Source organism: Paenibacillus tabacirhizosphaerae, from assembly GCF_040812395.1.
In the GTDB taxonomy this organism is placed as follows: domain Bacteria; phylum Bacillota; class Bacilli; order Paenibacillales; family NBRC-103111; genus Paenibacillus_E.
The window spans coordinates 288961-314155 of the sequence record NZ_JBFNXH010000004.1; the positions used below are offsets into that span (position 1 = coordinate 288961).

Below are 25195 nucleotides of genomic sequence, written 5' to 3' on the forward strand. Positions count from 1 at the left end.
TCCTCCATTTTTTAATAAAAGTATTTTTTATTTTGTTTTTCGAATACCACGTTGCCATACTTCACGGATCGATAGCGTATCTGCAATACTCGTCGTCGGATCTCCATCAACTAAGACCAAGTCCGCTCTAGCCCCCAGCACGATACGTCCACGATCGTCCAGACCGAATCGGCGAGCTGTTACGGAAGTAGCAGACTTAAGGGCCTCTATAGGTGTGAAACCCGCTTCAACTAAGAGCTGCATCTCATGGTGTACGCTGGCGCCATGGGCAAGCCCACCTAGCGTTGGAACCGGCACAGACACATCTGTACCCACCAGGATGTCTACACCTGCACGATGAAGGTCCATCACATTTCGATAGTTGTCCTCCATGCTGCCTTGCGGGTAGGTATCGAAACTGGCATTCAGCGTATCGATCCATTCCGGACTTAGCTTGGAGCTCACGCGCGGGTCTCTCGCCAATTCCGCAGCGGGATTACCAATAATTGAGGAGTTCAAGACGAGGCACGGCGTAACAAAAGCACCGGACTCCGCAATCCTTCTCACCAGCTCCGGGGTGGTCTCGGGGCGGTCGATAAATAAGTGAGCGAGTCCATCGACCCCGACTTCAATCGCTTTCAGCGAAGATTCAACAGTCAATACATGGGCAATTGCAATCTTGTTCTGCCGATGAGCTTCCTCTACAGCCGTTCTCAGAATATCTTGACTTAAGACAGGTAATCCGGGTGCCGCTAACACAGTCCCTTCCTCGATCATAATCTTGATATAATCGGCACCCTGCTTGACTTGTTCACCCACGAATGCTAGTGCTTCATCCCGGTTCGTTACCGTTGGCGCCTCTCCATGATCGTGCGCATGTGCGGCCAACATGGCGTTCCGGTCTTCCTCGCTCATCTTCTCTAACTCTTTCCTTACGAACTCCGGAATTTCCCCGTCTCCTGGCATGAGTTCATCGGGATGTCCACCAGGAGCCGTGACCCCCATCCCAGCAGAACGTACATCGGCGATATCCTCCACTCCTTTCAATTGTGCCTCGCGGCCGCTTTTCGTGAACCCGCCCATCATTTCCAGTTCCGTCGTAATGCCGAATTTCAGAGCATCTCGCAGGCCTTCTACGGAAGTGTGAACGTGAGCGTCGATCAGTCCCGGTAACAAAGTCCCTCCTTCTGCATCGATAATGACCGCATGTTCCGGTATTTCTCCGCCAATCGATATGATCTTTTCACCTTCGATCAGAAGCGTTGTGGCTCCAATTACTTTCTCCCCATCAAAAATACGCGCATTGGTAATTGCTGTAATCATTGCGTTCCCTCCTGTAATTATAATGTGTTATTGATTGAAATATAACAGTTAGAATTCTAAGTGTCAACAATAAAAACTAAATGACTTCTAACAATAAGAGATTGACAAGATGAGGTTCGAAAACTAAGATAATCTTATTATTAGAATCCTAACTATAACAAGGGAGTCATACAGGATGACGAAGCAAGCTTTCTTTACCCCCTATTCGGATTTGATCCGAGACGTCGGAATGAAAATCAGAAGCATGGCGAATACCCGACTATCAGAGTTGGGACTGAACACTCAGCAAGGGCAGATGATGGGATACATTTTTGAAAAACAGGACAAAGGCGTAATCCAGAAGGATTTGGCTGATCACTTTAACCGTAAAGGCGCTACCATTACCAGTATGCTTCAAGGGTTGGAGAAGAAAGGTTACATCAAACGGGTGATACCAGAAGATAATGAACGGCAGAAAAAAATATATTTATTGAAAAAAGGAACCGATCTTGTCGAAGAATTCAACGAAATATTCATGGAAGTTGAAAAAAGCATTACCCAGGGCCTTACCGCGGAAGAAAGCGACACCTTCATGAAGTTATTAATTAAAGTTAAAGCGACCCTATAACAAGGACAGGCGGAAATTTCGACTTACTTATGATACGGTTCAACGTAACAGCTAAAGAGCGAAATCGAAAGGCACCCGTGCGGGTGCCCTCGTCTGAATGGCATCAACTACTCGCCTATGTATGGTAGGGCTGGATTCCTCCACTTGCGCTTTTGCTTACTTTAGTATTGCCCTTTAATTACAAAAAACGAACCCCGAATTGTTCCAGCTAATGCAGACTTCTGCCTAGCAAACTTAAACTTCCCTTCTAACTCCTGTGGTACCTCCATCCCCTCAGAAAGCTTAAAACCAACGGCCCGCTTCTTAGCGTCATCAACCGTGTACATGACATTGATCGCAAGACCATCCTCATAAAAGACGTAGGCAAATTTAATATTTTCCACTTGAAAACGCGACGTTTCTAAAGGTTTGGCCGCAAACTCAATATCACGCTCTTTCAAAATTCCGTTCACATAATCAAGGGTCTCCTGACTTTCACTAGCTGGTACAACCGTAAATTCATGCTTGTATTTGTTCATAAAGTAACGGGCTTCATTGGCACGTAAACCAGCAAGCGCTTCTATTACAGGTGAAGTCTCTAAACCAACCGTAGACACATTTTTAAAATCAACCCTATAGGACATTTCCATCTCTCCTTTAATCTCTTTATTTCCTAACAACGTTACGAGTCTTAAAACCACTGTATCATAATACACACTACAAAAAAACTTGCCATTACTTTTGGGTACGATAGAAAAAGCCGACAGTTTAGTCGACTTTTAAGGTATTTATTCTTAAGTTAGATCATGTTCCGACCAGACTTGCTGTATTAGATCTATGCTCTAGGATCTTCGTCTTGATCAAGATCATTGAGCTGCCCTTCACAAAATCCGCTCACCCAAGCTTTACGCTGCTTGGCGTTGGTCGGAGTTTGCTTTTTCCGGACTGTAAAACGACTCTCCATGCAATAGCCACCAGGCTAAGCGCAAGGAATAATAAGCCGGCCCAAATGACATAGTGGGTTCCCATATTTGCAATAAATGACCCGCCAATAAAGGTACCGACCGTGATGCCTAGATTAGCGAAGGCTACAAACAAACCGTTAGCGAAGTCGGGCGCTTCCGGCGCAGCAGAAGTAATCCAATATTGAGAGATATTGAGTCCCAAGGTGAACAGAATGCCCCATACTGCGATAATCATCATCATTGGAGTGGAGTAATAACCCAAGAAGTACACGAGCAAATAAATGGCTCCGAAGACAATGGGATAAACTAGCGCTGTTGGCAACGCTTTTTTGCTAAGGGTCTTGCCGGCCACTAGATTGCCTACTATGCCGGTTACACCGAATAGAACTAACATTAGGCTTATTTGTTTGCCTGACATGTGGGTGACCGCATCCAGATACTCGGCGAAGTAACTATAAACGGCATACATCGCAGAGTTAATCAAAATGACGGTCACAATGCTAAGCCAAACCAAGGGTTTTTTCAAGACCCTTAACTGTGCTCCGTAAGTTAGTTTCTCCTTGACCGGCATCGACGGCACGAAGATAAGTATAGCTGTGAACGTAATCGCGTTGACTATGGCAAAGAACCAGAGTGAGGCTTCAAGCGAAACGGCGTCAGCGATAAAAGAAGTAATCGGCGTGCCGATGACCATCCCGGCGGTAACGCCCATGAACACTTTGGCCGTTACCCTCGTGACTTGTTCTTGGCTGACGGTATTTGCTGCTGCCACGAAAGCCACCGAGAAATAAACGGGGTGCAGGAATGCGGGCACGATCCGGGCAAATAAAAGTGTGGCAAAGTTAGGCGCAAAAACGGATACCACATTGGTAATGACGAAAAGTCCAATGACCATGAGCATCGCCGTCTTGCGATTCATTCCTGAGAACAATAAGGGCATAACCGGGCCGGAAATCGCAACAGCCAATGCGAAAAGACTGACAAGTAAACCGGCCTGGGATGCGCTAATGTTAAATTGTTGGGCAATCTGGGGCAAAATTCCGATTACGCCCATTTCGGTATTGATGATGCCAAAGACACCGAAAGCAAGAATGTAAACAATTAAGGTTTTGTATGTTGGCATGTTCTCCTGCTCCTTCCACTATATTCGAATCTGGTTACGAATGAAGCTCGATCTGAAGAGACGAATGTGATAACGGCCGCCGTTTCTTCCGTCGTATTCTCCTTTCTTTTAATTTACCATAAAGAAAGTTATAACATAACAAATGGTAAATTATAACTTAACAAATGTCAAGTAAATAACTTTACTAAATTCAAATTAAACTTGACATTAGTCAAATAACTATCTACCATGAACATTATTATTACATATGGGAAGGTAACGAATATGGGGGAAATACGTAATGCGGACCGTACGCGCAAGTGTATACTTGATGCAGCTAAAGCTGAATTTTTCGAAAAAGGATATTCCGGAGCACGTATAGAATCAATCGCGCAAAGAGCTGAAGTCAAAAAGCAACTGCTCTATCATTACTTCAAAGGGAAAGATGAGTTGTATGACGAGGTAATGGGGTATATTCTCTCTCAGGTCCCTCAAGAGGGCTTTATGCTTCCTGCCAATCCTGTGCGTATTGCGGAACACCGGTTTAAAGTAAACTCGGAGCACTTATTGGATTTTTTACGATTTACCTTGTTAGAGGTGATCGACGCTCGCCCCGGCAATTTAATGGGGGAAGCACAAAGAAAAAGCGTACTCCAGTCCTATAATAACGATATGAAAGAAAAGCAAGAGATGGGGCTTGTACCCGATGATCTGGATCCAGCAATGTTGACTTTAGCGATATCCAGTTTGACCATCTATCCGCTTATTTTTGAAGAAGTGACTCGAATGATAACGGGGAATCTGCCTTCGGATTCTGAATTCCAAGAGAAATGGACGATTTTTCTCCAAAAATTCAGCGAGAGAATGTTTAGAAACCTACGAGAGAATGAATAATCCGAACGACAGAAGGGTAGCGGGAGGATCTTGTCCATCCATCCGTACATCAGTGGTTAGCCTCCGGTGTTGATAAACTTAAATCCATTCCTGGACCTTTTCTAAGTTCAAGTTGGGTGTATGGACGACGGCGAATTGTGGATTTGCCAAGCTACGGCTGAGCATGTTGAGTCCCTTTCCTCTAATTTAGTTATTAGTAAAGGCCCGTAGTAGCTCTAATACAAGCTAATCGGGCCCTATCTTTTTCATCCCTCACCTATGCCTCTTATCGCGCCGGTACGGTTCACCGGTCTATTTCTATCAGCAAGTTAAAGCCTTCTCGGTCATTTTCAATTCGCGGTTCTCACAGGTGTAATTAAGAATAGGGTGGACGATAGATCGTTTAATGGCTGTATGATAATTGGACTTACGCAAGATCAAAGAAAGGGCCATTCCTGGAATGGCCCTAAAACTTGCCGTTACAGACAACGCGGAGATGCGTATCGCGCATACTGGTACAGCAGAAAGTAGAGTTGCGCGTAGAAGCGGAAATGTTAAATTTGCAGATTGGTGTTTAAGTTACAGCACTCGACACAAGTGGAGTGCTGTGTGTTGCTGGTGAGTGAGTAGTGACTGGAACCACACTTACCTAAAATTATACCTAATAAGCATCTTTTGCTCTCTATTAATGGGTAGCAGAGGTGCTTTTTTCTTCACTAAATGAGATTGTCAGCTGCTTTTTCACGAAAAAATAGTCCATTATAAGGAATAATGTTGCCTCCCTAGACAAGCTCTTGCTCTCGCCCTGCCTCCCGCTCCAAGTAACTCTCGCCCCAGTTGCTCAGCAGCATTAACAATGGAATTAGGCTCTTACCTGTCTCTGTTAAGGAATATTCCACCTTGGGTGGAATTTCGGTGTATATTTTACGGTGGACGAGGTCGTCATTCTCCAACTCTCGTAATTGCCTGGTCAAAGTGCGCTGGGTAATGTCAGGAAAAACCCTTCGGAGCTCGTTAAATCTCTTGATACCGTGCGTTGCTAGTTGATAGAGGATAACAAGCTTCCATTTACCTCCGATTAGGTTAACGGTTGCTTCCACTGGACATTGTGCTTCTAACTTCTTCAACTTACTCGCCCCCCTTATATGGTAGTATCAAATAGGATACTATATATCAATAATGTGCGTACTTACAGGAATCACTTCTTTATTCTATTATAAGGTATAAGGACAGGCAAACAAACCTTACAAGTGATTTTACTGTAGAGGACTTAGAGGGACTTAAGAATCTAGAAGCGAAGAAGGGATGATGAACGTGACGAATACAAATAAAGTTCTCGTATATGGAGCAGCAGGTGTACAAGGAGGGGCAGCAGCAAGAAAGCTGCTAGCGGAGGGTTATATTGTTCAAGCCATTGCGAGGAATCAGAAGAAAGCCGACCAGCTTGCAGAACAGGGCATCCATGCACTCATTGGAGATATGGCTGATTATGATAGCCTAGTCGCAGCTAGCCAAGGTGTTAGCATTGTTTTGCTCTCTATTCCAGTGGAATTTAATTTGGAGCGCGCTCGAAAATATTATCGTAATGCAGTCGATGCAGCCAAGCAGGCAAATGTCGAACTATTAGTGGTCAATACCAGTGTCTATGTACCGAATGAACGCACTGATCTGGTCGCAATCGAGCTCAAGCGAGAACTGATTGACTATGTCAAACAAAGTGGAGTTCCGTCCATTATTCTTCAGCCTACTCTTTACTTGGAGAACTTTTTAATTCCAGGTATTCTGAATAATCAGACACTGGCTTATCCCGTACCTGCGGAGGAAGCTATTGCGTGGGTTAGTATAGAGGATGCTGCCAGCTATGCAGTTTATGCTTGTAACCATCCCGAGCTGGAAGGAACAACCATAAATGTAACGGGTCCTGAGGCGCTTACTGGTAATCAATTAGCCGAACTCTTCAGTCAAACTCTTGAACAGGATGTACATTTCTACTCACTTCCAGTCGAGACTTTCGAAGCAGCTATCACCCCCTTATTAGGCACAGAAACTGCTTCTGGATTAGCTGGCTTGTATCATTGGGTAGCAGCTAACACGGCATCATTACCACAGCATGAGGGAATACATTCTGCTATACGATCCGCGATTCCAGGCACCTTAGTAGCGGAATGGATCAACGGAATGATTAAACAAGGATATATTACTAAATAATTCGACTAGTTTAGTCGCAGGTCTCTGGCGGGTTACTCTGCGGGCGGTCGAACAAACCGCTTGAGGAGTAACCCTTGTTTTATTTCTATGTTGAATATCGATGGTTCGAAATGCATGATGAGTGAGCGTTAAATAGCCCTCGACTCTCAGTTAATTAGGAGCGATGGAGGGGGATTTGTGTTGACTCTGCTTACTCCACACATGTGGAGTGTTGTGTGTCGCTAGTAAAAAAATATTGATTTGGAGCCACATTTACCTATAATATAACCTGAAAAAGCTCAAGCGGGTACAATGCTTGAGCTTTTCTTTATCATGAAGAAAGATACTTGTGAACACTCCCCTTCCAAGCTATCATACCAACATTATATCAAGGTTAGGGGAATTACTTATGAACGCTATAACAGAAAATATCGTTTCGATATCCACTGATGAAACCGTAGTACGAAATCGCTATTCCTTAATTGGACTGGATGTGGACGATACGACATCGGAATAATTGTTAGAAGTCGCTAGCCGACACTGCAAGCTCGTTCTTGAACACGGCAGAGCGACCACGCCAACGGATCGGCGGCGCGAAATCATCGAAGAAATTCAGAGTTTACGGTCGACAAGGCATGCTCTTATCGAGCAATTGAGAGTATCGCAAAATATCGAGCTTGTTTGGTGAAAATGCGGTTGATCCGAAACTGGATATTGAAAACAATCCCCTTCTACGGTGTGCTGAACGAACTTTTACCTTGGGAGGGGATTTCTATGTCACATGACAGTTGTCCAGATTGGTTAAAGCAAGCACTTGGCGAAAGGTTCAATTCTCTGGCAAGAATAGTGACTACGCTTGAAACAGATCGAACCATTACGACAGCAGCAGTCGAACATTGAGAAGCAGTTGAAACAAGAACTGACAGCGGATCAGTTCCAGAAAGAGTATTAAGAATATCGTCTTCTGGTTTACAGAAGACGATTACTTTATGAAATCTGCTGTACCAGTGAGCGATGTGCGGGAGAACCCTATCACAAGTAACGGCAAGTTTTTTCGCGGATCCTTATTTTTTAACCACAGGCACCCAAAATTCGCCGTAGAAAGTGCCGTCGCCATTTCCTGCGACCACGATGTACTCGCTCTCTGGAAACCCGATGATGCGCGTTGCGTCAGCCACTGATTTACGAGCTTCTACCTCGAAATAATTCCACGGTTTGCCTTGATAAACCTCGTTGACTGACCATTCGCGATTTGTGTTCAAGTGTGTAATCAGCCTTGCGGGTGCTCCTTATCTACTTTTTTTGCGCGAAGCCACATTTCGCCGTAGAATTCACCGTTTTCAGCTGCTTTGACGAATGTTGAGTTACCAGGCCCAACGTATTTGTAGTCTGTGATTTCTTGTGACATGCCGCCGAAAAATTTGCCTGTGATTTCGTCAGCAAGGCGGTCTTTGTCAGCGCCTGTGCCTGGCACAACAAGGTAGTCGCCAGCGAGGAAATCGAGGACGACCGTGCCTTCCACGTCGAACTCGCCCATCACGCCGAAGCCGCGCCAAGCCTTGCTGTCTATGATGTAGTTGATTTGATATTCTTGCCCGTCAGCGAGCGCGAGTAGCTCAGCAAGCTTGCCGTTTTCGGTGATTTCAGCTTTTTTCGCTGCCGTTTTTGCTGCATTACCTGCCCAGTCGTTGAAGTCTTCAAAAGTAACACCGAATGCAGTCATTTTGTAGTTTTCCGAGATGGTTTTGATTGAGTAGTTAGACATTTTGTTCTCTCCTTGTGGTTTTATTTTGTACAAGATTGATTCTATATGCTGAATGTATCAAAAAATGATACTCTTTATTGCCTTTAAAATCGCCAGACTTTTCAATACATCTATGTAGGAAATTTAACATTTGAGAAAGAAAATCTAATATATATCAAGTCTTAAAGTTTGCGGTTCTTCGGACGTAGCGCCCACGAGACGAGAGCTAGGATTGCAAGACCAAGAGTGCTCCAAATATGGTACCCATAAGCCCCGTAGTCCCCCACGAATGCATGTGATGCAGCTGCACCCGTCATTCCAAAGAATATGCCTGCATACGCCCATTCCTTAAGCCGCGGAAAGCGCGGCACGAGGATGGCTATCGTCCCAAGTACTTTCCAAATCCCGAGAATGGTCAGAAAGTACACCGGATACTCTACGATCTCCACTGTATCGAGCGTTCCCCATTGATGGGTTAGTTCCCCAATTCCACCGCTCCCCTCAACGAATGCAAGCAGCGCAGTTGTAATCCAATAGGCGACAACTTTTCCCCGGGGATAGGTTTCTTCTTTTAAGTTTGTTACCGCATCGACTATCTTGCTCACTTGTTTCCTCCTCAAAGTCTAATTAGACACCATTTACTGTCTTGTCAACAGTTGTTTTTCATCTTCACATGAAACAGTTTCTGTGGAAAGAAGTTGGACCTATTAGCCTCGTACGCGTTGCCGTTCATTTCAAGAAAGGGAATCAAATTCGTACTCACAACAATCATCTCCTAGGTTCAATTTTATTATTGCCAAGTGCCGAGCCGTTTTCCTTGCCGCTAATCATTTCGTATTTCGCATGCTTCTTATCGTTCGAATATCACCACCTCCAAATAAAAGCCTTACCAGGTATTCGATCGGCATATGACTCAACTCAGCGAGCCGCCGTTCCGGCCGGCGTCCCTGCCTGTGCTTTCGACGGAGCCTTCCCCTTCATAAACATGGCAAGCATTAGCCCTACGAAAGCCATTCCGGCTGTTACAAGCGAAGCTACATTCATGCCGTGAATCATGCCGCTCGCTCCTCCCGTCCCGCCGCCGTGCGTCATAATCGTCACGAGCAATGCCGTTCCAATCGCGCCGGCAACCGTCCGGACCGTGGTGTTGACCGGTACCCCGTGAGGAATAAGCGCCGGCGCAAGCGTGCTCATGCTGCTGGTGACGGATGGCATCATGCACAAGCTGATTCCGATCATGCGGATGACGTACACCACGATCAAATAGGAGTAAGAAGTAGACGTCGTCAATTGCGCGAATAGGACCGACGTGATGATCGTCAAGACAAGTCCGATCGAGATAACGACCTTCCCTCCCAACCTGTCGAACAGCTTTCCGGCGATCGGCGACATCACTCCGTTCACGAGGGCACCGGGCAACAGCATAAGCCCTGCCTTCAGCGGCGAATACCCCAGCATGATCTGCATGAAGATCGGAAGCAGCAATTGCGAGCTCAGCATGACGACCATCAAGATCATGCTGATCAAAGTGCCTGTCGTATAGTTCTTGTTTTTGAATACGCGCAATTCCAGAAGCGGATTTTCCTTCATCAATTGCCGCCAACCGAACAGTCCAAGCGAGACTGCGCCGATGAAGAGCGCTATCCAAGTCTCCGAGCTGCTCCAACCGACGTTGCCCGATATGCTGAATCCGTAGAGTACGCCGCCAAAGCCTAACGAAGAGAGCAGGACGGACAACACATCCAACTTGATCGCGACTTGCTTCGTCACATTGCGAACCAAGAACAAACCGACGGCAAAAATCAGAAGGGATAGCGGGGCCATGAGTTGGAACAACAAGCGCCAGGAGTGAGTTTGCACCAACCAACCCGATAACACCGGTCCGATCGCCGGAGCGAAGGAAACCGCCAAACCTACGATCCCCATGAAAAATCCGCGATTAGCGGCAGGTACATGCGTAAACACAAGTGTCTGCAGCAGCGGAAGCATGATCCCCGCTCCTACCGCCTGCACGACCCGACCCGTAAGCAGTAAGCCGAAGCTCGGAGAGATTGCACAGATGCACGTGCCCGCGATCAGGAAGCCCATCGAGGTCACGAACACTTGCCTAGTCGTGAACCGTCGAACAAGAAAAGCCGTTGCCGGCACAACGATCCCTGTCACCAACGCGAAAGCCGTCGTCAGCCATTGTGCCGTGTTCGCCGAAATGCCCAAATCCAACATAATGGCATGCAATGCCGTATTGACCGCCGATTGATTCATTAATGCCACGATCGTACTGAAAATCATGATAATGATCGTAGATAATGCACCCTTTTGCATTTTATCCATAATTATTCCTCCTCATATAATTAATTCACCCAACGTTCATTGAGTTAAATTCCTAAAAGAAAATGGTCCCTAGATAGACCATATCTCCACATAGTAGTCAACCATTCGTTCCAGGTGCTCCGCAGCTCTTTCTTTGCCAAACAATATATTCTGAAATGCTCCGATCGCCGCATGCGAGCTAAGTTGGGACGCTGCCATCTCAAAATCCATCTGACGAATTTCCCCGAGCTCCGCCCGACTCCTCAAGAAGCCGACCAACGCCTCGGAGGGCTGCTTCGCCATGCGATTTAACCCATCCATCTGCTGCTCCTCTAACAGATTACGTTCACGGAGCAAAATCTGAAAGTATTCCTTGTCGTTCATAAATCGCTCATCAAAGCCGCGAATAGCGTTCAGCAGCACTTCCCGCAGCTGCAAATCGTCACGGAACGTATCAGCGAATGAGGTACGAATGTTGGCCATTCGCTTTTCCTGCGCATTCAGCAATACGGCCTGTAAAATCTCCTGTTTGCCACCGGGAAAATAATGATAGGTCAGCGCGTCGGCCATTCCGATTTCTTTATTCAATTCGCGCATGGAAGTCGCATGAAACCCTTTCTCCGCGAACAATCGCTTGGCGATATCGAGGATCTGCTGCCTCCTCTCCTCCGCCAGAAGATCGCGATTTGTCTTTTTTCTTGTGCCAATGTCTGGAGCCATTTCGCCCTCCTTTTTTTCACCAAGCATTCGTTGAGTTAAATATACATGGATATTTTTACCTTGTCAAGGGGTTGGAAAACAACTAACTTTCGACGATTGTGACTGAGAATGATTGGATTTCGCCCTACTTATGATAACGTTCTCCGTATCACTTATTACGCAAAATGAAAGGGCGCCTGTTCTGGCGCCCTTTCATTTATTCTTGAATAATTCCAACGATCCCCAAATCGATCAAACGAGAAGCCTTCTTTGCCACCAAAAGCTTGCATTAGCCTTCGACTTTTTTTGCGCGAAGCCACATTTCGCCGTAGAATTCACCGTTTTCGGCTGCTTTGACGAATGTTGAGTTACCAGGACCAATGTATTTGTAGTCTGTGATTTCTTGCATCATGCCGCCGAAAACTTTGCCTGTGATTTCGTCAGCAAGGCGGTCTTTGTCAGCGCCTGTGCCTGGCACAACAAGGTAGTCGCCAGCGAGGAAATCGAGGACGACCGTGCCTTCCACGTCGAACTCGCCCATCACGCCGAAGCCGCGCCAAGCCTTGCTGTCTATGATGTAGTTGATTTGATATTCTTGCCCGTCAGCGAGCGCGAGTAGCTCAGCAAGCTTGCCGTTTTCGGTGATTTCAGCTTTTTTCGCTGCCGTTTTTGCTGCATTACCTGCCCAGTCGTTGAAGTCTTCAAAAGTAACACCGAATGCAGTCATTTTGTAGTTTTCCGAGATGGTTTTGATTGAGTAGTTAGACATTTTGTTCTCTCCTTGTGGTTTTATTTTGTACAAGATTGATTCTATATGCTGAATGTATCAAAAAATGATACTCTTTATTGCCTTTAAAATCGCCAGACTTTTCAATACATCTATGTAGGAAATTTAACATTTGAGAAAGAAAATCTAATATATATCAAGTCTTAAAGTTTGCGGTTCTTCGGACGTAGCGCCCACGAGACGAGAGCTAGGATTGCAAGACCAAGAGTGCTCCAAATATGGTACCCATAAGCCCCGTAGTCCCCCACGAATGCATGTGATGCAGCTGCACCCGTCATTCCAAAGAATATGCCTGCATACGCCCATTCCTTAAGCCGCGGAAAGCGCGGCACGAGGATGGCTATCGTCCCAAGTACTTTCCAAATCCCGAGAATGGTCAGAAAGTACACCGGATACTCTACGATCTCCACTGTATCGAGCGTTCCCCATTGATGGGTTAGTTCCCCAATTCCACCGCTCCCCTCAACGAATGCAAGCAGCGCAGTTGTAATCCAATAGGCGACAACTTTTCCCCGGGGATAGGCTTCTTCTTTTGAGTTTGTTACCGCATCGACTATCTTGCTCATTTGTTTCCTCCTCAAAGTCTAATTAGACACCATTTACTGTTTTGTCAACAGTTTCCTTGCCGCAAGGTAATTAATTGTCTCGATAGCTTGACTGCTTCAATATTCCCCTTTAATGACGAAGAACGTACCTCGAATGGTCCCCGCAAGTTTGGACTTCTGTCTTGCGAATTTGAATTTCTTCTCTTCCAGCTCCTTGGGTACTTCCATCCCCTCAGATAGCTTAAACCCTACGGCCCGCTTCTTAGGATCATCCACCGTATACAGAACGTTGACCGCTAGACCGTCCTCATAAAAGACGAAGGCCCATTTGATATTTTCTACTTGAAAACACGATGTTTCCAGCGGTTGGGCCGCAAACTCAATACCACGTTCTTCTTTCAAAACTCGATTCACATAATCAAGCGTCTCCTGGCTTTCGGCCGCTGGTACGATCTTAAATTCGTGCTTGTATTTGTTCATGAAGTAACGGGCTTCATTCGCACGCAAACCAGCTAGCGCTTCTGCTACCGGCGAAGATTCCAGACCAACCGCAGACACATTTTTAAAATCAACGATAATTGACATTCCCTCATTCCTCCTACTGATCTCGTTTACTTCTTCACAACCGGAATCCACATTTCCCCATATACAAGGCTGTCTCGTTGCCCCATCTCAACCGTTGCATTGGGCCCTCCAACATAGGCGTAATTATCGGCTGCTGGCAAGACTTGACCAAAGGCAATGCCAGTAAGCATACTACTCAACTCATCAGCCGACTTCCCCTCGCCTTTAACGACGAGGTATTGTCCCTTAGGGAATTGGATCACTCTGTGTTCTTCCGGTACCGATGAATCTGTCATCACGCCAGCATAATACATCATCTTGTGATTTACCGCTTCGTTTACGGCAAAAATATAGTCGTTTGCAGCAATCGCCTTTAACGTGCCAAGCCTTCCATCCTGCTCCACTGACCGCCAAAAGTTTTCCTTCTCCTTATTCATGCCTGCATAATCCGTGTAATCGCTCTTCAGTTCCGTTCCAATACCAAGAACGATAAAGCTTTCTTTTTCCTCAAAGGTATACGTTGCCATGATTCCAGCTCCTTTTTTGAATGAATCAATTAATTTGTTTATTCACTTGATAGGTTTATCATAACCTTGAATCATGTCAAAATATGATACTGTTTAGAGTTCAACCAATTGTTCTCTCCCACAGCACCTACCCACCTAATATTAGTGTCTTTGGTAGAAAGAGTCTATCGGATTCGCGAATGGGCTGGCGTTAATTTCACTTCCACTAGAGTCTTAGTCCGTGTACTCGCTCTTCAGTTCAATTCCAATACCTACAACGATAAAGCAGTCTTTCTCCTCAAGGGTATGTGCTGCCATCATCCTCCTTTTTTTGATTGGATTAAATCATTTGTTTTTTTACTTGATAGGTTTATAATAACGATAAATCATGTCAAAATATGATACTGTTTAGAGGGCCCGATGAAAAAAGTAGAACGGATTAACATCATTATGCGGTACATCAACAACCGCGCCCATTTTACCATTTCGGAAATCATGCATGAGTTTAACATCTCCCGTTCGACTGCGATTCGAGACATCAGGGAAATTGAAGCGATGGGAATGCCGCTAGTCGCCGAAGTCGGGAGGGACGGGGGCTACTTTGTGATGAACAACTCCTTCCTGCCCACTGTCCGCTTTACCGATAATGAGATTAAAGCTCTTTTTATCGCCTTCATGGCCACACGCAATCTGCAACTCCCTTATCTCAAGAGCCGCCACTCTTTAGCGGAAAAATTGCTCGGCCTCATCTCTCAAAACCAGCAAGATGATCTTGTTCTGTTAAATCAAATCTTGCTCTTCGAAGGTACCAACCCCCACAATCCTGACCTGCTTGATCTATCAGATCTGCCCCATCCTATGTTAGAACAACTCATCCAGATCCTTCTTGAAGACTGCTACTTAGTGGTTTCCGTCGAAGAAGGAAGAGAAATCAAGTCTTATCCCATCTATCTCATGCGCCTATATCGTGAGAAAAGCTCTTGGCAAATTGAAGGCTTCGACCTAAAGGAGGAGAAGAGGCGGATTATTCCTGTCGACAATCTCACCGCTGTCAAACCATACCCCGAGAAAAAAAGAATAAGCAAGAAGAAGATTGTAGAACAACTAAGCAAGCAGGAAGAAGCAATCAACCTAGTCCTCGAACTTGGTCCCAAGGCGATTGCCCAGTTCAAAAAGTACCATCCTTTAAAAATTACAATTTCATATACGAATCCTTATCAAACTACAGCTATTTTAAAGACCTTCATCAATGTTCATCATCCGGATGAATTGACCGAAATCACAAATTGGCTTCTTTTCCTAGGTGGAGATATCAAGGTCAGGGAAATACCGAAGGAAGTTTTAGAGGGATTTCAGGAGAGAGTGGATGTGTTGGGAAGAAGTAATTGACCCTAGCGCGCCTCCCGGCGCGCGGTGTCTACCGACTGTAAAGCTCATTGAAGATACAGCGATCGCATAGTTTCGATTTTCAAAGATGACATTTCCGCCCTCCACGAGGTTAAGGACGATTATTTTCGCCCTACTTATGATACGGTTCAGCTTAACGGGTCTATCGGCGAAAACAAATGGCGGCCCTGTGGCCGCCAAGCTTCAACTTCGCTAATGATCGCCGTGACTTTATCGGCTACCGCTTTCCCCCACGTTTTAAGCTTCTGCGCAATCACACCCACGCCAATAAACCACTTTAAAATTCTCTACTTTAGAGGGCTTGGTCATGTCAGCCTTTTTACAGGGGGAGGCGAAACAGATGGTGGCCCTGTGTGGCAGAATGCTTGTTGGAGTGGCTGAATTAAAATCGGACAGCGACTCGCTGCCGCCGAAGAAGAAAATACCAAGCGTTGCTCGACAAACGGCGCAACAAGGAATGCCCTTACACCTCTAACGCAAAAGAAACGGCCTGCTCTCTCGTCATTCCTCTTCCAATCGCAATGGCCTCGTTAAACGGCGCATCGCCGCATTCTAGCCTGCAGGTTCGTTTCGCCTGCTCGTAAATCCATTGAAACTGGGGCTGGGCCGCGGAGCCAAGATTGGCTCGTAATTTCTCGGAGACTCCGATCAGCGTAGCGGCCGCCCGGTATTCTCCCAGCCCGCACAACGCGCTTGCAAGCCCCTCGACTCCTCGCGCGAGGAACCACGTTCCTGGATACGTTTGGCAGATGGCGATGCCTCTCTTGAAAAGTGCCAACGCTTCTCTGGGTTTCTGCCGGTTTAACGCAATATATCCCAAGGCCCGAAAAGGTCCCGACAACTCCAAGTCGTCTTTTGCTTTCTCGAATAGCGTGGCACTTTCGACGAGCAAGGGTTCCGCCCGTTCCCACTGCTGCTGCGCCACCAGGATGTTACTCAGAGAACCTAAGGATGACGCAAGGCTCCAATCGTCACCTGAATTCCTGGCATGAAGCACGCTCTCTTCCGCGAGCCGGATCGCCTCGTCCGCTAAGCCCGAATGCGATGCCATCTGAGTCAGCATGCGAAGCTGAGATGCCAGGAGCGCCGGATGTGCGAGCTTCCGAGCTTCATCCGCGCTTTGTCTGGCCAAGTCTTTGGCTGCATCGACTTCTCCCATGACCCACAGCAACACGCTCAGACCATGCTTCGCCTTGACCGCGTGTTCTTGAACGGAAGTTTGACAGTGCGTCGCCAGAGCCGCACGCAGCTGCGCGGATCCTTCCTGCAAAGTCCCTTCATGCAGCCAGTAATAATAGAGGCAGGACGTCATTCGTATTGCAGCTCCCGCCTCCCGCGGATGATCGCAGGCTAGTTTCAGCGCGGAGCGAATGTTGGCGTATTCCCGCCGAATCGCCACGAATGCGGCATCCCGGTCTCGACTACGGAATCCCCGTTCCGCTCTCTCGACGAACCGACAGTAGTGCTCGACGAAGCGGCTGTTCAGCCGTTCGCGTTCCTCGTCCGTGCAGTGCCTCTCCCATTGTTCGCTTCCAAATTGTTTAATCGTCTCGAGCATCGCATATCTGCGCCTAGGTCCGCTACTAACCAAATCAACAGATAGAAACGATTTATTGAATAGGCTCGCAATCAAGCTTAAGGCTTCCTGACGATCGAACCGTCCGAGTGAGGGGTCCGATTCTTCATCCGCGCATATCTGTTCGACCGCGTCTAGCTCGAATCCTCCGGTAAAAGCACTCAGCTTCCGCAGCAGCAACCGCTCTTGCTCTGTCAGCAGGGCGAAGCTCCATTCCAGGGTGGCTCGAAGCGATTGATGACGGGGGGCAGCCGTTCGCTTCCCAGCTGTAAGGACGGCAAACAAATCGGACAGCCGTTCGTCGATTTGTTCGATGCTAAGCACGTCCGTCCGGGCGGCAGCCAGCTCGATAGACAGCGGGATGCCCTCCAGACGTTCGCAGATTCGCCCGAGCATCTTGACGTCCGCTTCCGTAACGCGGAAGGTGGGAGATAGGGCGGTCGCGCGCTCGATGAACAGCTGAACGGACTCGCAGGATAGAATGGCGTCATCCACTGCATGATCCCGCAGCTCATTTTCCGTGGGGAACGTAAGCGGCGGAATCCTCCATACGCGCTCCATGCCGATGTTCAACGGCTCCTGGCTGGTGGCCAAAATGGCGACCTTAGGGGATTCCGACAACAACCGCTCGATGAGAGCAGAGTAATAATCGATCAAGTGCTCGCAGTTGTCGAACACGAGAAGCATGCATTTGTTCCGGATATGGTCGAGCAAGGACTCGATAAGCAGCCTTTCCTTCTGTTCCTTGACGCCCAATACCGACGTGATGACTCTCAGCGCCGAGAGCGTATCCATCGCCGAAGCGAGCTCGAACAGCCACACGCCGTCAGGATAAGAAAGGCAGGCGTCCGATGCGACCTTATACGCCAGGCGCGTCTTGCCACTTCCCCCGGCACCCGCGAGCGTGACGAGGGGGGAATCGGCAAGATGTTGCCGAATCTCCCCGACCTGTTCGAGGCGGCCGATAAATGAGGACATTCTGCTTGGTAGATTCGTTGCTCCATATGGTGCGGTAGCACTTCGCGGCGATTCATCGGTCCTGTGTGCCGGCGAACCTGCCGATCGGATTCCGGAGTCAACATCAGCCTCTCTACCCGCAGAAGCAGCAGCGAGAATCGCCTCGAACCATGGTTCGTCAAAAAGGGGATACATCCGGTTGTTTCCTGACCTGTCGTCATGGAATCGACGGACCGTCTCCCAAAGCAACTGAGCCTCCGCGCGCTCGGAACCGCGAAGAAACTTTTGTTCAACGACAAAAAGTTGAATCAGCAATTGCAGATTATGAGCGCTCGGCAGCCGTTCGCCATTTTCCCACTGCTGAATCGTCCTTGTCTCCACCCCGATCCGCTTGGACAGATCGATCTGCCGCAGCTTCGCCCTTCCGGCCGGGCCCGGTCTCTGCCGCAGTTTGCGAATCATCTCTTCCGGCCATATCCGTTCCGTTTGATTACCAGCCATTTATTCTCCTCCCGATAACACGAACTTACACGAACTCTTCGTACGAACTCGCCTGCATTCTTAGCATAGACGTCATCGTGCTAAGATTCAATAGATTCAATCATACCGAACACGCCGAGTAAGCGTGAGGAAAAGACTAAGGGAAAACGAGAAGGAGGAATGCGGCATGCCATTCGTACGCATCGCATTGATGAAGGGCAAATCGGCGGAGTATCAAAAGAATGTTCCCACGCTATTTGGTTGATTTCGATGTGCAGAAGCTCCCTCGCGTCCGGACGGATGTGATCGTCATTGGGGCGGGGATTGCCGGATTGTTTACTGCGATTAAAGCGAGCGAGACGAAGTCGGTGGTAATGATTACGAAAAAATCGCTGCTCGATAGCAATACCCGATACTCCCAAGGCGGCATCGCGGCGGTCATCTCCGATGAAGACTCGCCGGAGTTTCATAGGCAAGACACCTTGGTTGCCGGAGCGGGTTTGTGTGACGAAGCAGCGGTTAGCGTGCTTGTGCACGAAGGGCCGGACGGCGTCCGCGACCTGATTCGAATGGGGACCGTATTTGACGAGGAGAACGGCGAATTGGCCTTGACGAAAGAAGGGGCCCATAGCCATCGACGTATCCTGCATGCCCATGGGGACGCGACGGGGGCGGAGATCGTACGCTCGCTGTCGGAACGGACGAAGCTAGACCCGAACATCGAGCTGTGGGATGACCATTATGTGATCGATCTGTTGACCGAGAATGGCGAATGCCGCGGTGCGCTTGTGCAGAAGCCGGATGGGACAAGAGTTGTGGTGGAGGCGGACGCCACGATTCTCTGCTCCGGAGGGGCAGGACAACTGTTCCGCTATACGACGAATCCGGACATTGCTACGGGCGACGGCATCGCGATCGCCCTTAGAGCCGGTGCGGAAATTCGTGATGTCGAATTAGTCCAGTTCCATCCGACCGCCTTGTGCTATCCGGGTGCGCCGCGGTTTTTGATTTCCGAGGCGGTGCGCGGCGAGGGTGCGCTCCTGCGCAACATGAAGGGTGAGCGCTTCATGGCCCGATATCACGAGCAGCTTGAACTGGCTCCGCGCGATGTTGTAGCGAGAGCTATTCTCGATGAGATGGAAGCAACGAAGTCGACGTTTGTCTACATTGATATTACGCATGAATCGGAAGAATTCGTCAAGCGCCGCTTTCCAACCATCTACGACTTCTGTCTGCAATTTGGGCTCGATCTGTCCACGGACTGGATCCCGGTTGCACCGGCGGCACACTACATGATGGGCGGCGTCAAGACGGACCTGTATGGGGAGACAACGGTGAAACGGTTGTTTGCCTGCGGCGAAGTGTCGTCGACTGGCGTGCACGGGGGGAATCGGCTGGGCAGCAATTCGCTGTCGGAGGCGATTGTGTTCGGGCGCCGCATTATCGAGCGAATCGCAGCGCTGCCGCCGCTTGGCCAGGGGGTGCAGCAGCTCTGCGTGGCGACGCACCGGCAAGAACCGCCGCGGCAGTCGATTGTGGAAAAGCGGCTTAAGCTGCAGAAAATCATGCTGCGCGAAGCCGGTATAAGGCGCGATGCGAAGGGGCTCCAACGCGGATTGAACGAGCTGAAGCGGCAAGTCGCATTCTTTGACGGGGCATTAACGAAGCAGGAAGAATATGAATTTGCCAATTTGCTTACGTGCGCGTTGCTTACTACGAAAGCCGCTCTGCGACGCGAAGAGAGCCGCGGCGGACATTATCGGGTCGATTACCCGAAGCGTGACGACGACCGCTGGATACGTCATATCGTCTTTCGGTTAACGCCCGAAGGACAGTTGGAGGAGAGCATTCAAGAGGCTGGGAGCTAATGACTACCAACCGCCTCACGCCTGAGCAGCAAGCGGCCCGGCACGCGATGGCTGCGATGGCTGTCAATAACGTCCATGTGTCATTCGGCCAAGGACAGCACGGCGGCTGGGGCATGGAGATGGCGGGGCGCACCTACCGCGGCGACTACGCCCCGATCGGCCAATTCGGCTGGGATGGCGGGGCGGGGCAAAAAGGTGGAGAGTAGGGGCAATAACGGCGCTGGTCCGCAACTGACGAAGTAATGCCATATGTTCTAAAATAGCGTACCTCATGTCCATAACCCACTTCGGAAACGCCAAGCGCCATGAGCAGTATATTTAGCGCCTGCCAAGCACTATTTCGTCGATATGCTGCTTCACCTCGAGCCAATTCGCCGCGCGGCGCACATGTGCGCCGGTCACGGTGCGGTTGTAGGGCTGGTCGTATAGGATAACGGGCATGCCGGCCGCGGTGAATTGCTCGGCGTAATGCGGGCCGTCGTCGATGAGCACATCGACCTCCGAATCGACGCAGTGACGGAGCTTGTCTGCGGTAAGCGCGATCGCGTGGTAATCGACGCCGTGATGGCGGAGCCATCGGACGGTAACCTCGCGGAACAACGGCGGCCGGGCCGTAATGATAGACAACCGGTGCCGCGCGAACAGCTCCCGCAGCACCTCCACGGCCATCGGCAAAGGCAGGGAATTCCAGTGAATGTCGTGCCCGTGCGCCTCGTAGATCGCATTTCGTTCTGCCTCGTCCCACCCGTACAACCGGTACAAATAAAAGTCGTTCACGTCCTCCGGCGTAAACGCCAAGCCCGACGCCTTGTTGTAGTAATGCAGATGCGCCGAGGTGGCGTCCAGTATTGTATTATCCAGATCGATGCCAATATGCAGCGGAATCATCTCCTCACCAAATCGTGAATCGATTATACGTCCGGGCGGGTAGACTGGCAAGTGCCGCAGGCAAGAAAGGAAGCTGGTGAACGAGCCGGGGAGAGCTGCGAAAGTCAACTCAATGCCTTTCCTGGCCAAGTTTCATCCGCAATGCTGGGTAGCGGCGATCAAGAATAGCGAAAGGTAGCCCTTGGTTCTTTCATGGGGCTGCTTGTGGTAAATGCTTATATAAATCTGGTCGTCAAGTATGAGCTCCCCTATTTGGTCGGGAAGTTGTGCACGTTACCGCCGGCACTCCCGGCGGCCAGACTCCTCCTTTGCGCTTTTTTCTTAAATCGTTTTAGCGGTTCCACATTCCAGTATAATGAAGGATGGACCGTTCGTATTGTAAATATCGGACTGGTTTAGAACGAGCCGAAGCTGTAGAATCATGGGCTTAACGAAACGAACAAGGAGAGCGGTTTCGAGGTCGGTAGTCCATCTATTAGTAGGTAATAATCGACATCGCTTGCAGGGATAATCAAATTGATCCCGCGACCGTTACACTTGCGAATTTGACCGAGGAGGCGAGAACTTTGTTATATGAATTGCGGGTTTATCATATTCACCCGGGCAAGATGAAAGCGATCCAGGACCGGTTCCGGGACCATGTCCTTGCTTTGTTCGCGAAGCACGGCATGAACGTAACGCAGTTCTGGGAAGACTGGGACGAAAGCGAGAATCGGCTATACTATCTCGTCGAGCATGAAGACATGGACGCGCGCAACTTGAACTACGACCGCTTCCGCAGCGATCCGGAATGGTTGGCGATCAAACAGGTGTCCGAGCTTGACGGTCCGCTCGTGGCGAAGCTGGAAAGCCTGTTCATGAAGAACGCGGCCTTCTTCACGGCCATGTCATGAAATGAAGTCCCAATCAACGATGGCGCGCACTGCTTGACGACCATTCTGCCGCCGTATACGCCAACGATACGTCCAACGTGACCGAATATAACGAACCGCAGCGGGGTACGCGAGTTGATAAGTGGATTCCACCAAGTACTCATCACTGCGTCATACGAACAGCGAAAAACGTTGCTGCACATGTTTATCAAGCGGATTACGATGAACACACGCAAGAAAATCGAGACGGTTGAGCTGAGCTTCGATGAAAATGTGGATTCCTATTTCTCCGCTCCTCCTGTCGCAGCAGCGGTGGGGGAATCTCACCGGCCACAAGCAGGGAAGCGGGAGAAAATCGAAATAGCGATTTAAAATGATGTAACACTGCATCGTAACTGCTCGCCTTAGCGCATAGGGTGAGCAGTTGTTTTATGGAAACAGCGAACAAACAACTTGACAGCCAAATACTCTGCCTGCACATAGCCTATCGGCTTGGTGACGCCTATTGTAGCAAGTAGCACGGGAGGCAATGGAAGTACATAGATAACTTAAGGAGAACGACTATAATGAACGTTCTTTTCTGGGCTGGCTTAGTGGAGCGTGCGTTGTAGAAATGAAGCTGATGGAACATGTGTGTCTAGCTGCGTCTATTCAGTTCCTCAGCTATCTGAACAAATATGCTTGAAAGGGTAATTTCCGATCCGCCTGTAGTTTGATTCATATGAAAGCCAGAATTACTAAAAAAGCATTTCATTAAAGCTTTATCTGTCAGCATCTCATTTACATCATCAATTCGGTCTAAGAGTTCAAAATTCCTCAGCTCTCTCAATATATCTTCTTGAACCAAAAAGTTGACATTCCTGAAGCAACTCTTCTTTCGGAACTTTTCTGTACACCTCTGGAATATCTTCTTCTTTATCAATAAGCACAATCCACCGCCCCCTAATCTCAAATCTTTACGGCATATCTAACATATTGTTAAAAGCGGTAATCACCCATAATAACAAAACTTTTTCGCCGTCACTTATGGTAGGGTTCTCCGTAACTGTAATGGTAAAGCACAATTATATTTTCATATCAATATCAGCATCATCTGGTATAATTGATCCAAATGCTTCTGAAAGTAGGCGTTCTTGTGACTTTATATGGATTTTATACAGATGAGTCTGGAAACAATGGTTTTGGTGACATAAGAAACCAACCAGTCCTCTGTTATGCAGGAATACTAGTCCCCATACACTATCAAATAGTTTTGCATAATGAGGTCCAGAAGATAAAAGACAATTTAGAAAAAGATATAAAAGCTAAAATTCATGGTATTCCAGTCGACCAGTTCTCAACCATCGATTTTTTCAAGAAGTTCGAGATCCATGGGAAAGCATTTATTGATGGCGAGGACTTCTATTATAATTTATCAGATGTGGAACGGTTCAAAGTCGTTGATGATTTGCTGTCTTTAGCGAATGCTGCTGATATAAAAGTTGTAGCGTCAATTACCAATAAACAACTCTACCAATCCAATACAGGAGATACTAATCATAACCGGATGCATATTCATACTTATACAGAGCTTGTTAAATGCATCTCAACCGAATTGAGTAATTCTGATTCCTACGCTTTTGTAATATGCGACGACGGGAAGCCTAGCGAAATAAATAATTTCTGTGACGCTTTAAGAAACCCCATAAACAGTAGGGTATATCCAGACCTTCAAGTGAAACTTTCACATGACAAGAACTGTAATTTGATTCAACTGGCTGATATGATAAATTTCATCACTTCAGTCCACTTCCGCGATGTCTATGGTTTTCCGGCAAGAAAGAGACACCAATCACAAATTCTTGATTTTTATTCAAGACATCTGAACCATAAAATAATCAAATGTGAGTACAAATAAGAAGAGGAGTTCGCACACAACGTGCGAACTCCTCTCTTCGGTCGTACACAACGTGCGACCTATTACCATAGTATCCAGAAACCAATAAGAGTATGCCAATAAAAATTTAAAACATTCCGTTCATAGGTCAAACCCAACGTTTGAGCTACACACGGAATGTCTTAAGTACAGATTTAGTCGTACACAACGTGCGAGCAAATCCGTACCTTTATTATGGTGTCATGCAAGAATTTTGTCAAGAAAAATTGACAAGACATTCTACACAACCTATTTCTCTACTTTCCACCGTTACTTCAACTCTCCGCTTTACCACTATTTGTGATACGGTTCAGTGCAGTTAATCTTGAACTATTCGTATCAGCCCCTCCAGACTTTAATCCTGAAGAAAAAACCCACTACCGCTCATCATAGCGGAGTGGGCCTTTTTATGTCATGTGTGTCACCTGTCATTCTGGACGTTCAATCGAGAACAGCTCCCCTAATTTCGCGTACGAGCTGCCCGCCAGCCGGCTCACCGGCTTCAGTCCGACCGGATCGATATGTCCTCGATCATACAGAGCCTCAGCAATGTGAAACTGGACGACGCGTCCGATAAGCAAATCCGCTGCGGGAGCGGCATCCGTTCCGCCAAGCGGTATCGCTTGATCGAGAACGCACTCCATCCGAATGCTGGCCTCGGCGATGCCGGGGACAGCGATCTTTTCACTCGCAACCGCTGTAAGACCGGCCAGCGATGCTTCGCTTTCATCAGGCGGCAAATTCGCCGCCGTTTGATTGATGGCCTGGATATACGATTCATCCGATATATGAACCACGAAAGCGCCGGCGTTAATTGCATTGCGCGAAGTATCCTTGCGCACGCCCATCTTCCTCTGCACAGAAATCGCGACCATCGGTGGATTCGCCGTCACAATTGTGAAATAACTAAAGGGCGCCGCATTCAGCACCCCCTCCAGCGAGAGGGTCGTCACGAAGGCAATCGGTCTAGGAATGATGCTGCCTATCATCAGCTTGTAGTTCTCCCGTTCGCTTTGACTTAAGGGATCAATCGATATCATCAGCATCACCTCCCTATCATCC

Annotated in this window: 27 protein-coding genes and 1 pseudogene; 10 read left to right on the top strand and 18 right to left on the bottom strand. The window is 48.1% G+C overall.

Annotation, left to right across the window (positions count from 1 at the left end):
- Positions 1–27: 27 nt before the first annotated feature.
- A complete protein-coding gene (locus tag ABRS97_RS09790; protein ID WP_367813311.1) occupies positions 28–1302 on the bottom strand; it encodes an amidohydrolase family protein in 1275 nt (424 codons plus the stop codon).
- Positions 1303–1477: 175 nt separating this feature from the next.
- Here ABRS97_RS09790 and ABRS97_RS09795 point away from each other — a divergent pair, with 175 nt between their 5' ends.
- Positions 1478–1909, top strand: coding sequence for a MarR family winged helix-turn-helix transcriptional regulator (locus ABRS97_RS09795; protein WP_367813313.1), 432 nt, complete (start codon positions 1478–1480; stop codon positions 1907–1909).
- 161 nt (positions 1910–2070) lie between these two features.
- Here ABRS97_RS09795 and ABRS97_RS09800 read toward each other — a convergent pair whose 3' ends face one another.
- Positions 2071–2532, bottom strand: a complete 462-nt coding sequence (locus ABRS97_RS09800; RefSeq protein WP_367813315.1) for a phage tail protein — start codon at positions 2530–2532, stop codon at positions 2071–2073.
- A gap of 250 nt (positions 2533–2782) precedes the next feature.
- The gene (locus ABRS97_RS09805) at positions 2783–3976 is read right to left on the bottom strand and encodes an MFS transporter (RefSeq protein ID WP_367813317.1); all 1194 of its coding nucleotides are present in this window, start codon (positions 3974–3976) and stop codon (positions 2783–2785) included.
- Between the two features lie 264 nt (positions 3977–4240).
- Here ABRS97_RS09805 and ABRS97_RS09810 point away from each other — a divergent pair, with 264 nt between their 5' ends.
- Entirely contained in the window at positions 4241–4849 is a 609-nt protein-coding gene (locus ABRS97_RS09810; RefSeq protein ID WP_367813319.1) for a TetR/AcrR family transcriptional regulator, read from the top strand.
- A 761-nt stretch (positions 4850–5610) separates the two neighbouring features.
- On the opposite strand, the gene ABRS97_RS09815 is transcribed toward ABRS97_RS09810, so the two are convergent.
- Positions 5611–5955, bottom strand: a complete 345-nt coding sequence (locus tag ABRS97_RS09815; RefSeq protein ID WP_367813321.1) for a winged helix-turn-helix transcriptional regulator — start codon at positions 5953–5955, stop codon at positions 5611–5613.
- A 187-nt stretch (positions 5956–6142) separates the two neighbouring features.
- Between ABRS97_RS09815 and ABRS97_RS09820 the strand changes: the two genes are divergently transcribed.
- Positions 6143–7036 carry an SDR family oxidoreductase gene (locus tag ABRS97_RS09820; RefSeq protein ID WP_367813323.1) on the top strand — a complete coding sequence of 298 codons (894 nt, stop codon included), beginning with the start codon at positions 6143–6145 and terminating at the stop codon, positions 7034–7036.
- Positions 7037–7789: 753 nt separating this feature from the next.
- Complete coding sequence (locus ABRS97_RS09825) at positions 7790–7915, top strand: hypothetical protein (RefSeq protein WP_367813325.1); 126 nt, start codon at positions 7790–7792, stop codon at positions 7913–7915.
- Between the two features lie 164 nt (positions 7916–8079).
- On the opposite strand, the gene ABRS97_RS09830 is transcribed toward ABRS97_RS09825, so the two are convergent.
- The 9 genes from ABRS97_RS09830 to ABRS97_RS09870 all read right to left on the bottom strand — a co-directional run bounded on the left by ABRS97_RS09830 (position 8080) and on the right by ABRS97_RS09870 (position 14191).
- Positions 8080–8277, bottom strand: a complete 198-nt coding sequence (locus ABRS97_RS09830) for a hypothetical protein (protein WP_367813327.1) — start codon at positions 8275–8277, stop codon at positions 8080–8082.
- 8 nt (positions 8278–8285) lie between these two features.
- Positions 8286–8780 carry a hypothetical protein gene (locus ABRS97_RS09835; RefSeq protein ID WP_367859105.1) on the bottom strand — a complete coding sequence of 165 codons (495 nt, stop codon included), beginning with the start codon at positions 8778–8780 and terminating at the stop codon, positions 8286–8288.
- 161 nt (positions 8781–8941) lie between these two features.
- The gene (locus tag ABRS97_RS09840) at positions 8942–9364 is read right to left on the bottom strand and encodes a DoxX family protein (RefSeq protein WP_367859106.1); all 423 of its coding nucleotides are present in this window, start codon (positions 9362–9364) and stop codon (positions 8942–8944) included.
- A gap of 313 nt (positions 9365–9677) precedes the next feature.
- Positions 9678–11090, bottom strand: a complete 1413-nt coding sequence (locus tag ABRS97_RS09845; RefSeq protein ID WP_367813332.1) for a DHA2 family efflux MFS transporter permease subunit — start codon at positions 11088–11090, stop codon at positions 9678–9680.
- Between the two features lie 69 nt (positions 11091–11159).
- The gene (locus ABRS97_RS09850) at positions 11160–11789 is read right to left on the bottom strand and encodes a TetR/AcrR family transcriptional regulator (RefSeq protein WP_367813334.1); all 630 of its coding nucleotides are present in this window, start codon (positions 11787–11789) and stop codon (positions 11160–11162) included.
- Positions 11790–12057: 268 nt separating this feature from the next.
- Positions 12058–12537, bottom strand: coding sequence for a hypothetical protein (locus ABRS97_RS09855; RefSeq protein WP_367859107.1), 480 nt, complete (start codon positions 12535–12537; stop codon positions 12058–12060).
- Positions 12538–12698: 161 nt separating this feature from the next.
- Positions 12699–13121: a DoxX family protein gene (locus tag ABRS97_RS09860; protein WP_367859108.1), complete on the bottom strand. Its 423-nt coding sequence runs from the start codon at positions 13119–13121 to the stop codon at positions 12699–12701.
- Between the two features lie 96 nt (positions 13122–13217).
- Entirely contained in the window at positions 13218–13685 is a 468-nt protein-coding gene (locus tag ABRS97_RS09865; protein ID WP_367813338.1) for a phage tail protein, read from the bottom strand.
- A gap of 26 nt (positions 13686–13711) precedes the next feature.
- Positions 13712–14191, bottom strand: coding sequence for a GyrI-like domain-containing protein (locus ABRS97_RS09870; RefSeq protein ID WP_367813340.1), 480 nt, complete (start codon positions 14189–14191; stop codon positions 13712–13714).
- Positions 14192–14590: 399 nt separating this feature from the next.
- Between ABRS97_RS09870 and ABRS97_RS09875 the strand changes: the two genes are divergently transcribed.
- Entirely contained in the window at positions 14591–15559 is a 969-nt protein-coding gene (locus tag ABRS97_RS09875; protein WP_367813342.1) for a helix-turn-helix transcriptional regulator, read from the top strand.
- A 146-nt stretch (positions 15560–15705) separates the two neighbouring features.
- Here the strand turns inward: ABRS97_RS09875 and ABRS97_RS09880 are convergent, their stop codons facing one another.
- Both ABRS97_RS09880 and ABRS97_RS09885 read right to left on the bottom strand, forming a co-directional pair.
- Positions 15706–15840 carry a hypothetical protein gene (locus tag ABRS97_RS09880; protein WP_367813344.1) on the bottom strand — a complete coding sequence of 45 codons (135 nt, stop codon included), beginning with the start codon at positions 15838–15840 and terminating at the stop codon, positions 15706–15708.
- A gap of 200 nt (positions 15841–16040) precedes the next feature.
- The gene (locus ABRS97_RS09885; protein ID WP_367813346.1) at positions 16041–18611 is read right to left on the bottom strand and encodes a helix-turn-helix domain-containing protein; all 2571 of its coding nucleotides are present in this window, start codon (positions 18609–18611) and stop codon (positions 16041–16043) included.
- A gap of 221 nt (positions 18612–18832) precedes the next feature.
- Between ABRS97_RS09885 and nadB the strand changes: the two genes are divergently transcribed.
- Both nadB and ABRS97_RS09895 read left to right on the top strand, forming a co-directional pair.
- Entirely contained in the window at positions 18833–20458 is a 1626-nt protein-coding gene (nadB, locus tag ABRS97_RS09890) for an L-aspartate oxidase (protein WP_367813347.1), read from the top strand.
- Positions 20452–20646 (top strand): annotated as a pseudogene (locus ABRS97_RS09895) (serine hydrolase); the annotation flags it as partial. The gene nadB and the pseudogene ABRS97_RS09895, both read left to right, overlap by 7 nt.
- 130 nt (positions 20647–20776) lie before the next feature.
- On the opposite strand, the gene ABRS97_RS09900 reads toward ABRS97_RS09895, so the two are convergent.
- Positions 20777–21346, bottom strand: coding sequence for a 5' nucleotidase, NT5C type (locus tag ABRS97_RS09900; protein ID WP_367813349.1), 570 nt, complete (start codon positions 21344–21346; stop codon positions 20777–20779).
- 566 nt (positions 21347–21912) lie between these two features.
- Here ABRS97_RS09900 and ABRS97_RS09905 point away from each other — a divergent pair.
- Both ABRS97_RS09905 and ABRS97_RS09910 read left to right on the top strand, forming a co-directional pair.
- Positions 21913–22239, top strand: a complete 327-nt coding sequence (locus ABRS97_RS09905) for an NIPSNAP family protein (RefSeq protein ID WP_199613863.1) — start codon at positions 21913–21915, stop codon at positions 22237–22239.
- 114 nt (positions 22240–22353) lie between these two features.
- Positions 22354–22590, top strand: a complete 237-nt coding sequence (locus tag ABRS97_RS09910) for a hypothetical protein (RefSeq protein ID WP_367813351.1) — start codon at positions 22354–22356, stop codon at positions 22588–22590.
- Between the two features lie 434 nt (positions 22591–23024).
- Here the strand turns inward: ABRS97_RS09910 and ABRS97_RS09915 are convergent, their stop codons facing one another.
- Positions 23025–23147, bottom strand: a complete 123-nt coding sequence (locus ABRS97_RS09915) for a hypothetical protein (RefSeq protein ID WP_367813353.1) — start codon at positions 23145–23147, stop codon at positions 23025–23027.
- A 206-nt stretch (positions 23148–23353) separates the two neighbouring features.
- On the opposite strand from ABRS97_RS09915, the gene ABRS97_RS09920 reads away from it, so the two are divergent.
- Positions 23354–24115: a DUF3800 domain-containing protein gene (locus tag ABRS97_RS09920; RefSeq protein WP_367813355.1), complete on the top strand. Its 762-nt coding sequence runs from the start codon at positions 23354–23356 to the stop codon at positions 24113–24115.
- 446 nt (positions 24116–24561) lie between these two features.
- On the opposite strand, the gene ABRS97_RS09925 is transcribed toward ABRS97_RS09920, so the two are convergent.
- A complete protein-coding gene (locus tag ABRS97_RS09925) occupies positions 24562–25173 on the bottom strand; it encodes a flavin reductase family protein (protein WP_367813357.1) in 612 nt (203 codons plus the stop codon).
- Positions 25174–25195 lie beyond the last annotated feature (22 nt).

Excerpts from the sequence above, each read along its gene's own strand:
- ABRS97_RS09845 (WP_367813332.1), bottom strand. The coding sequence starts at position 11,090 with ATGGATAAAATGCAAAAGGGTGCATTATCTACGATCATTATCATGATT.
- nadB (WP_367813347.1), top strand. The coding sequence starts at position 18,833 with ATGTTCCCACGCTATTTGGTTGATTTCGATGTGCAGAAGCTCCCTCGC.
- ABRS97_RS09825 (WP_367813325.1), top strand. The coding sequence starts at position 7,790 with ATGTCACATGACAGTTGTCCAGATTGGTTAAAGCAAGCACTTGGCGAA.
- ABRS97_RS09875 (WP_367813342.1), top strand. The coding sequence starts at position 14,591 with ATGAAAAAAGTAGAACGGATTAACATCATTATGCGGTACATCAACAAC.
- ABRS97_RS09900 (WP_367813349.1), bottom strand. The coding sequence starts at position 21,346 with ATGATTCCGCTGCATATTGGCATCGATCTGGATAATACAATACTGGAC.
- ABRS97_RS09855 (WP_367859107.1), bottom strand. The coding sequence starts at position 12,537 with ATGTCTAACTACTCAATCAAAACCATCTCGGAAAACTACAAAATGACT.
- ABRS97_RS09835 (WP_367859105.1), bottom strand. The coding sequence starts at position 8,780 with ATGTCTAACTACTCAATCAAAACCATCTCGGAAAACTACAAAATGACT.
- ABRS97_RS09795 (WP_367813313.1), top strand. The coding sequence starts at position 1,478 with ATGACGAAGCAAGCTTTCTTTACCCCCTATTCGGATTTGATCCGAGAC.
- ABRS97_RS09860 (WP_367859108.1), bottom strand. The coding sequence starts at position 13,121 with ATGAGCAAGATAGTCGATGCGGTAACAAACTCAAAAGAAGAAGCCTAT.
- ABRS97_RS09870 (WP_367813340.1), bottom strand. The coding sequence starts at position 14,191 with ATGGCAACGTATACCTTTGAGGAAAAAGAAAGCTTTATCGTTCTTGGT.
- ABRS97_RS09885 (WP_367813346.1), bottom strand. The coding sequence starts at position 18,611 with ATGGCTGGTAATCAAACGGAACGGATATGGCCGGAAGAGATGATTCGC.
- ABRS97_RS09925 (WP_367813357.1), bottom strand. The coding sequence starts at position 25,173 with ATGATATCGATTGATCCCTTAAGTCAAAGCGAACGGGAGAACTACAAG.
- ABRS97_RS09865 (WP_367813338.1), bottom strand. The coding sequence starts at position 13,685 with ATGTCAATTATCGTTGATTTTAAAAATGTGTCTGCGGTTGGTCTGGAA.
- ABRS97_RS09790 (WP_367813311.1), bottom strand. The coding sequence starts at position 1,302 with ATGATTACAGCAATTACCAATGCGCGTATTTTTGATGGGGAGAAAGTA.
- ABRS97_RS09810 (WP_367813319.1), top strand. The coding sequence starts at position 4,241 with ATGGGGGAAATACGTAATGCGGACCGTACGCGCAAGTGTATACTTGAT.
- ABRS97_RS09800 (WP_367813315.1), bottom strand. The coding sequence starts at position 2,532 with ATGTCCTATAGGGTTGATTTTAAAAATGTGTCTACGGTTGGTTTAGAG.
- ABRS97_RS09850 (WP_367813334.1), bottom strand. The coding sequence starts at position 11,789 with ATGGCTCCAGACATTGGCACAAGAAAAAAGACAAATCGCGATCTTCTG.
- ABRS97_RS09805 (WP_367813317.1), bottom strand. The coding sequence starts at position 3,976 with ATGCCAACATACAAAACCTTAATTGTTTACATTCTTGCTTTCGGTGTC.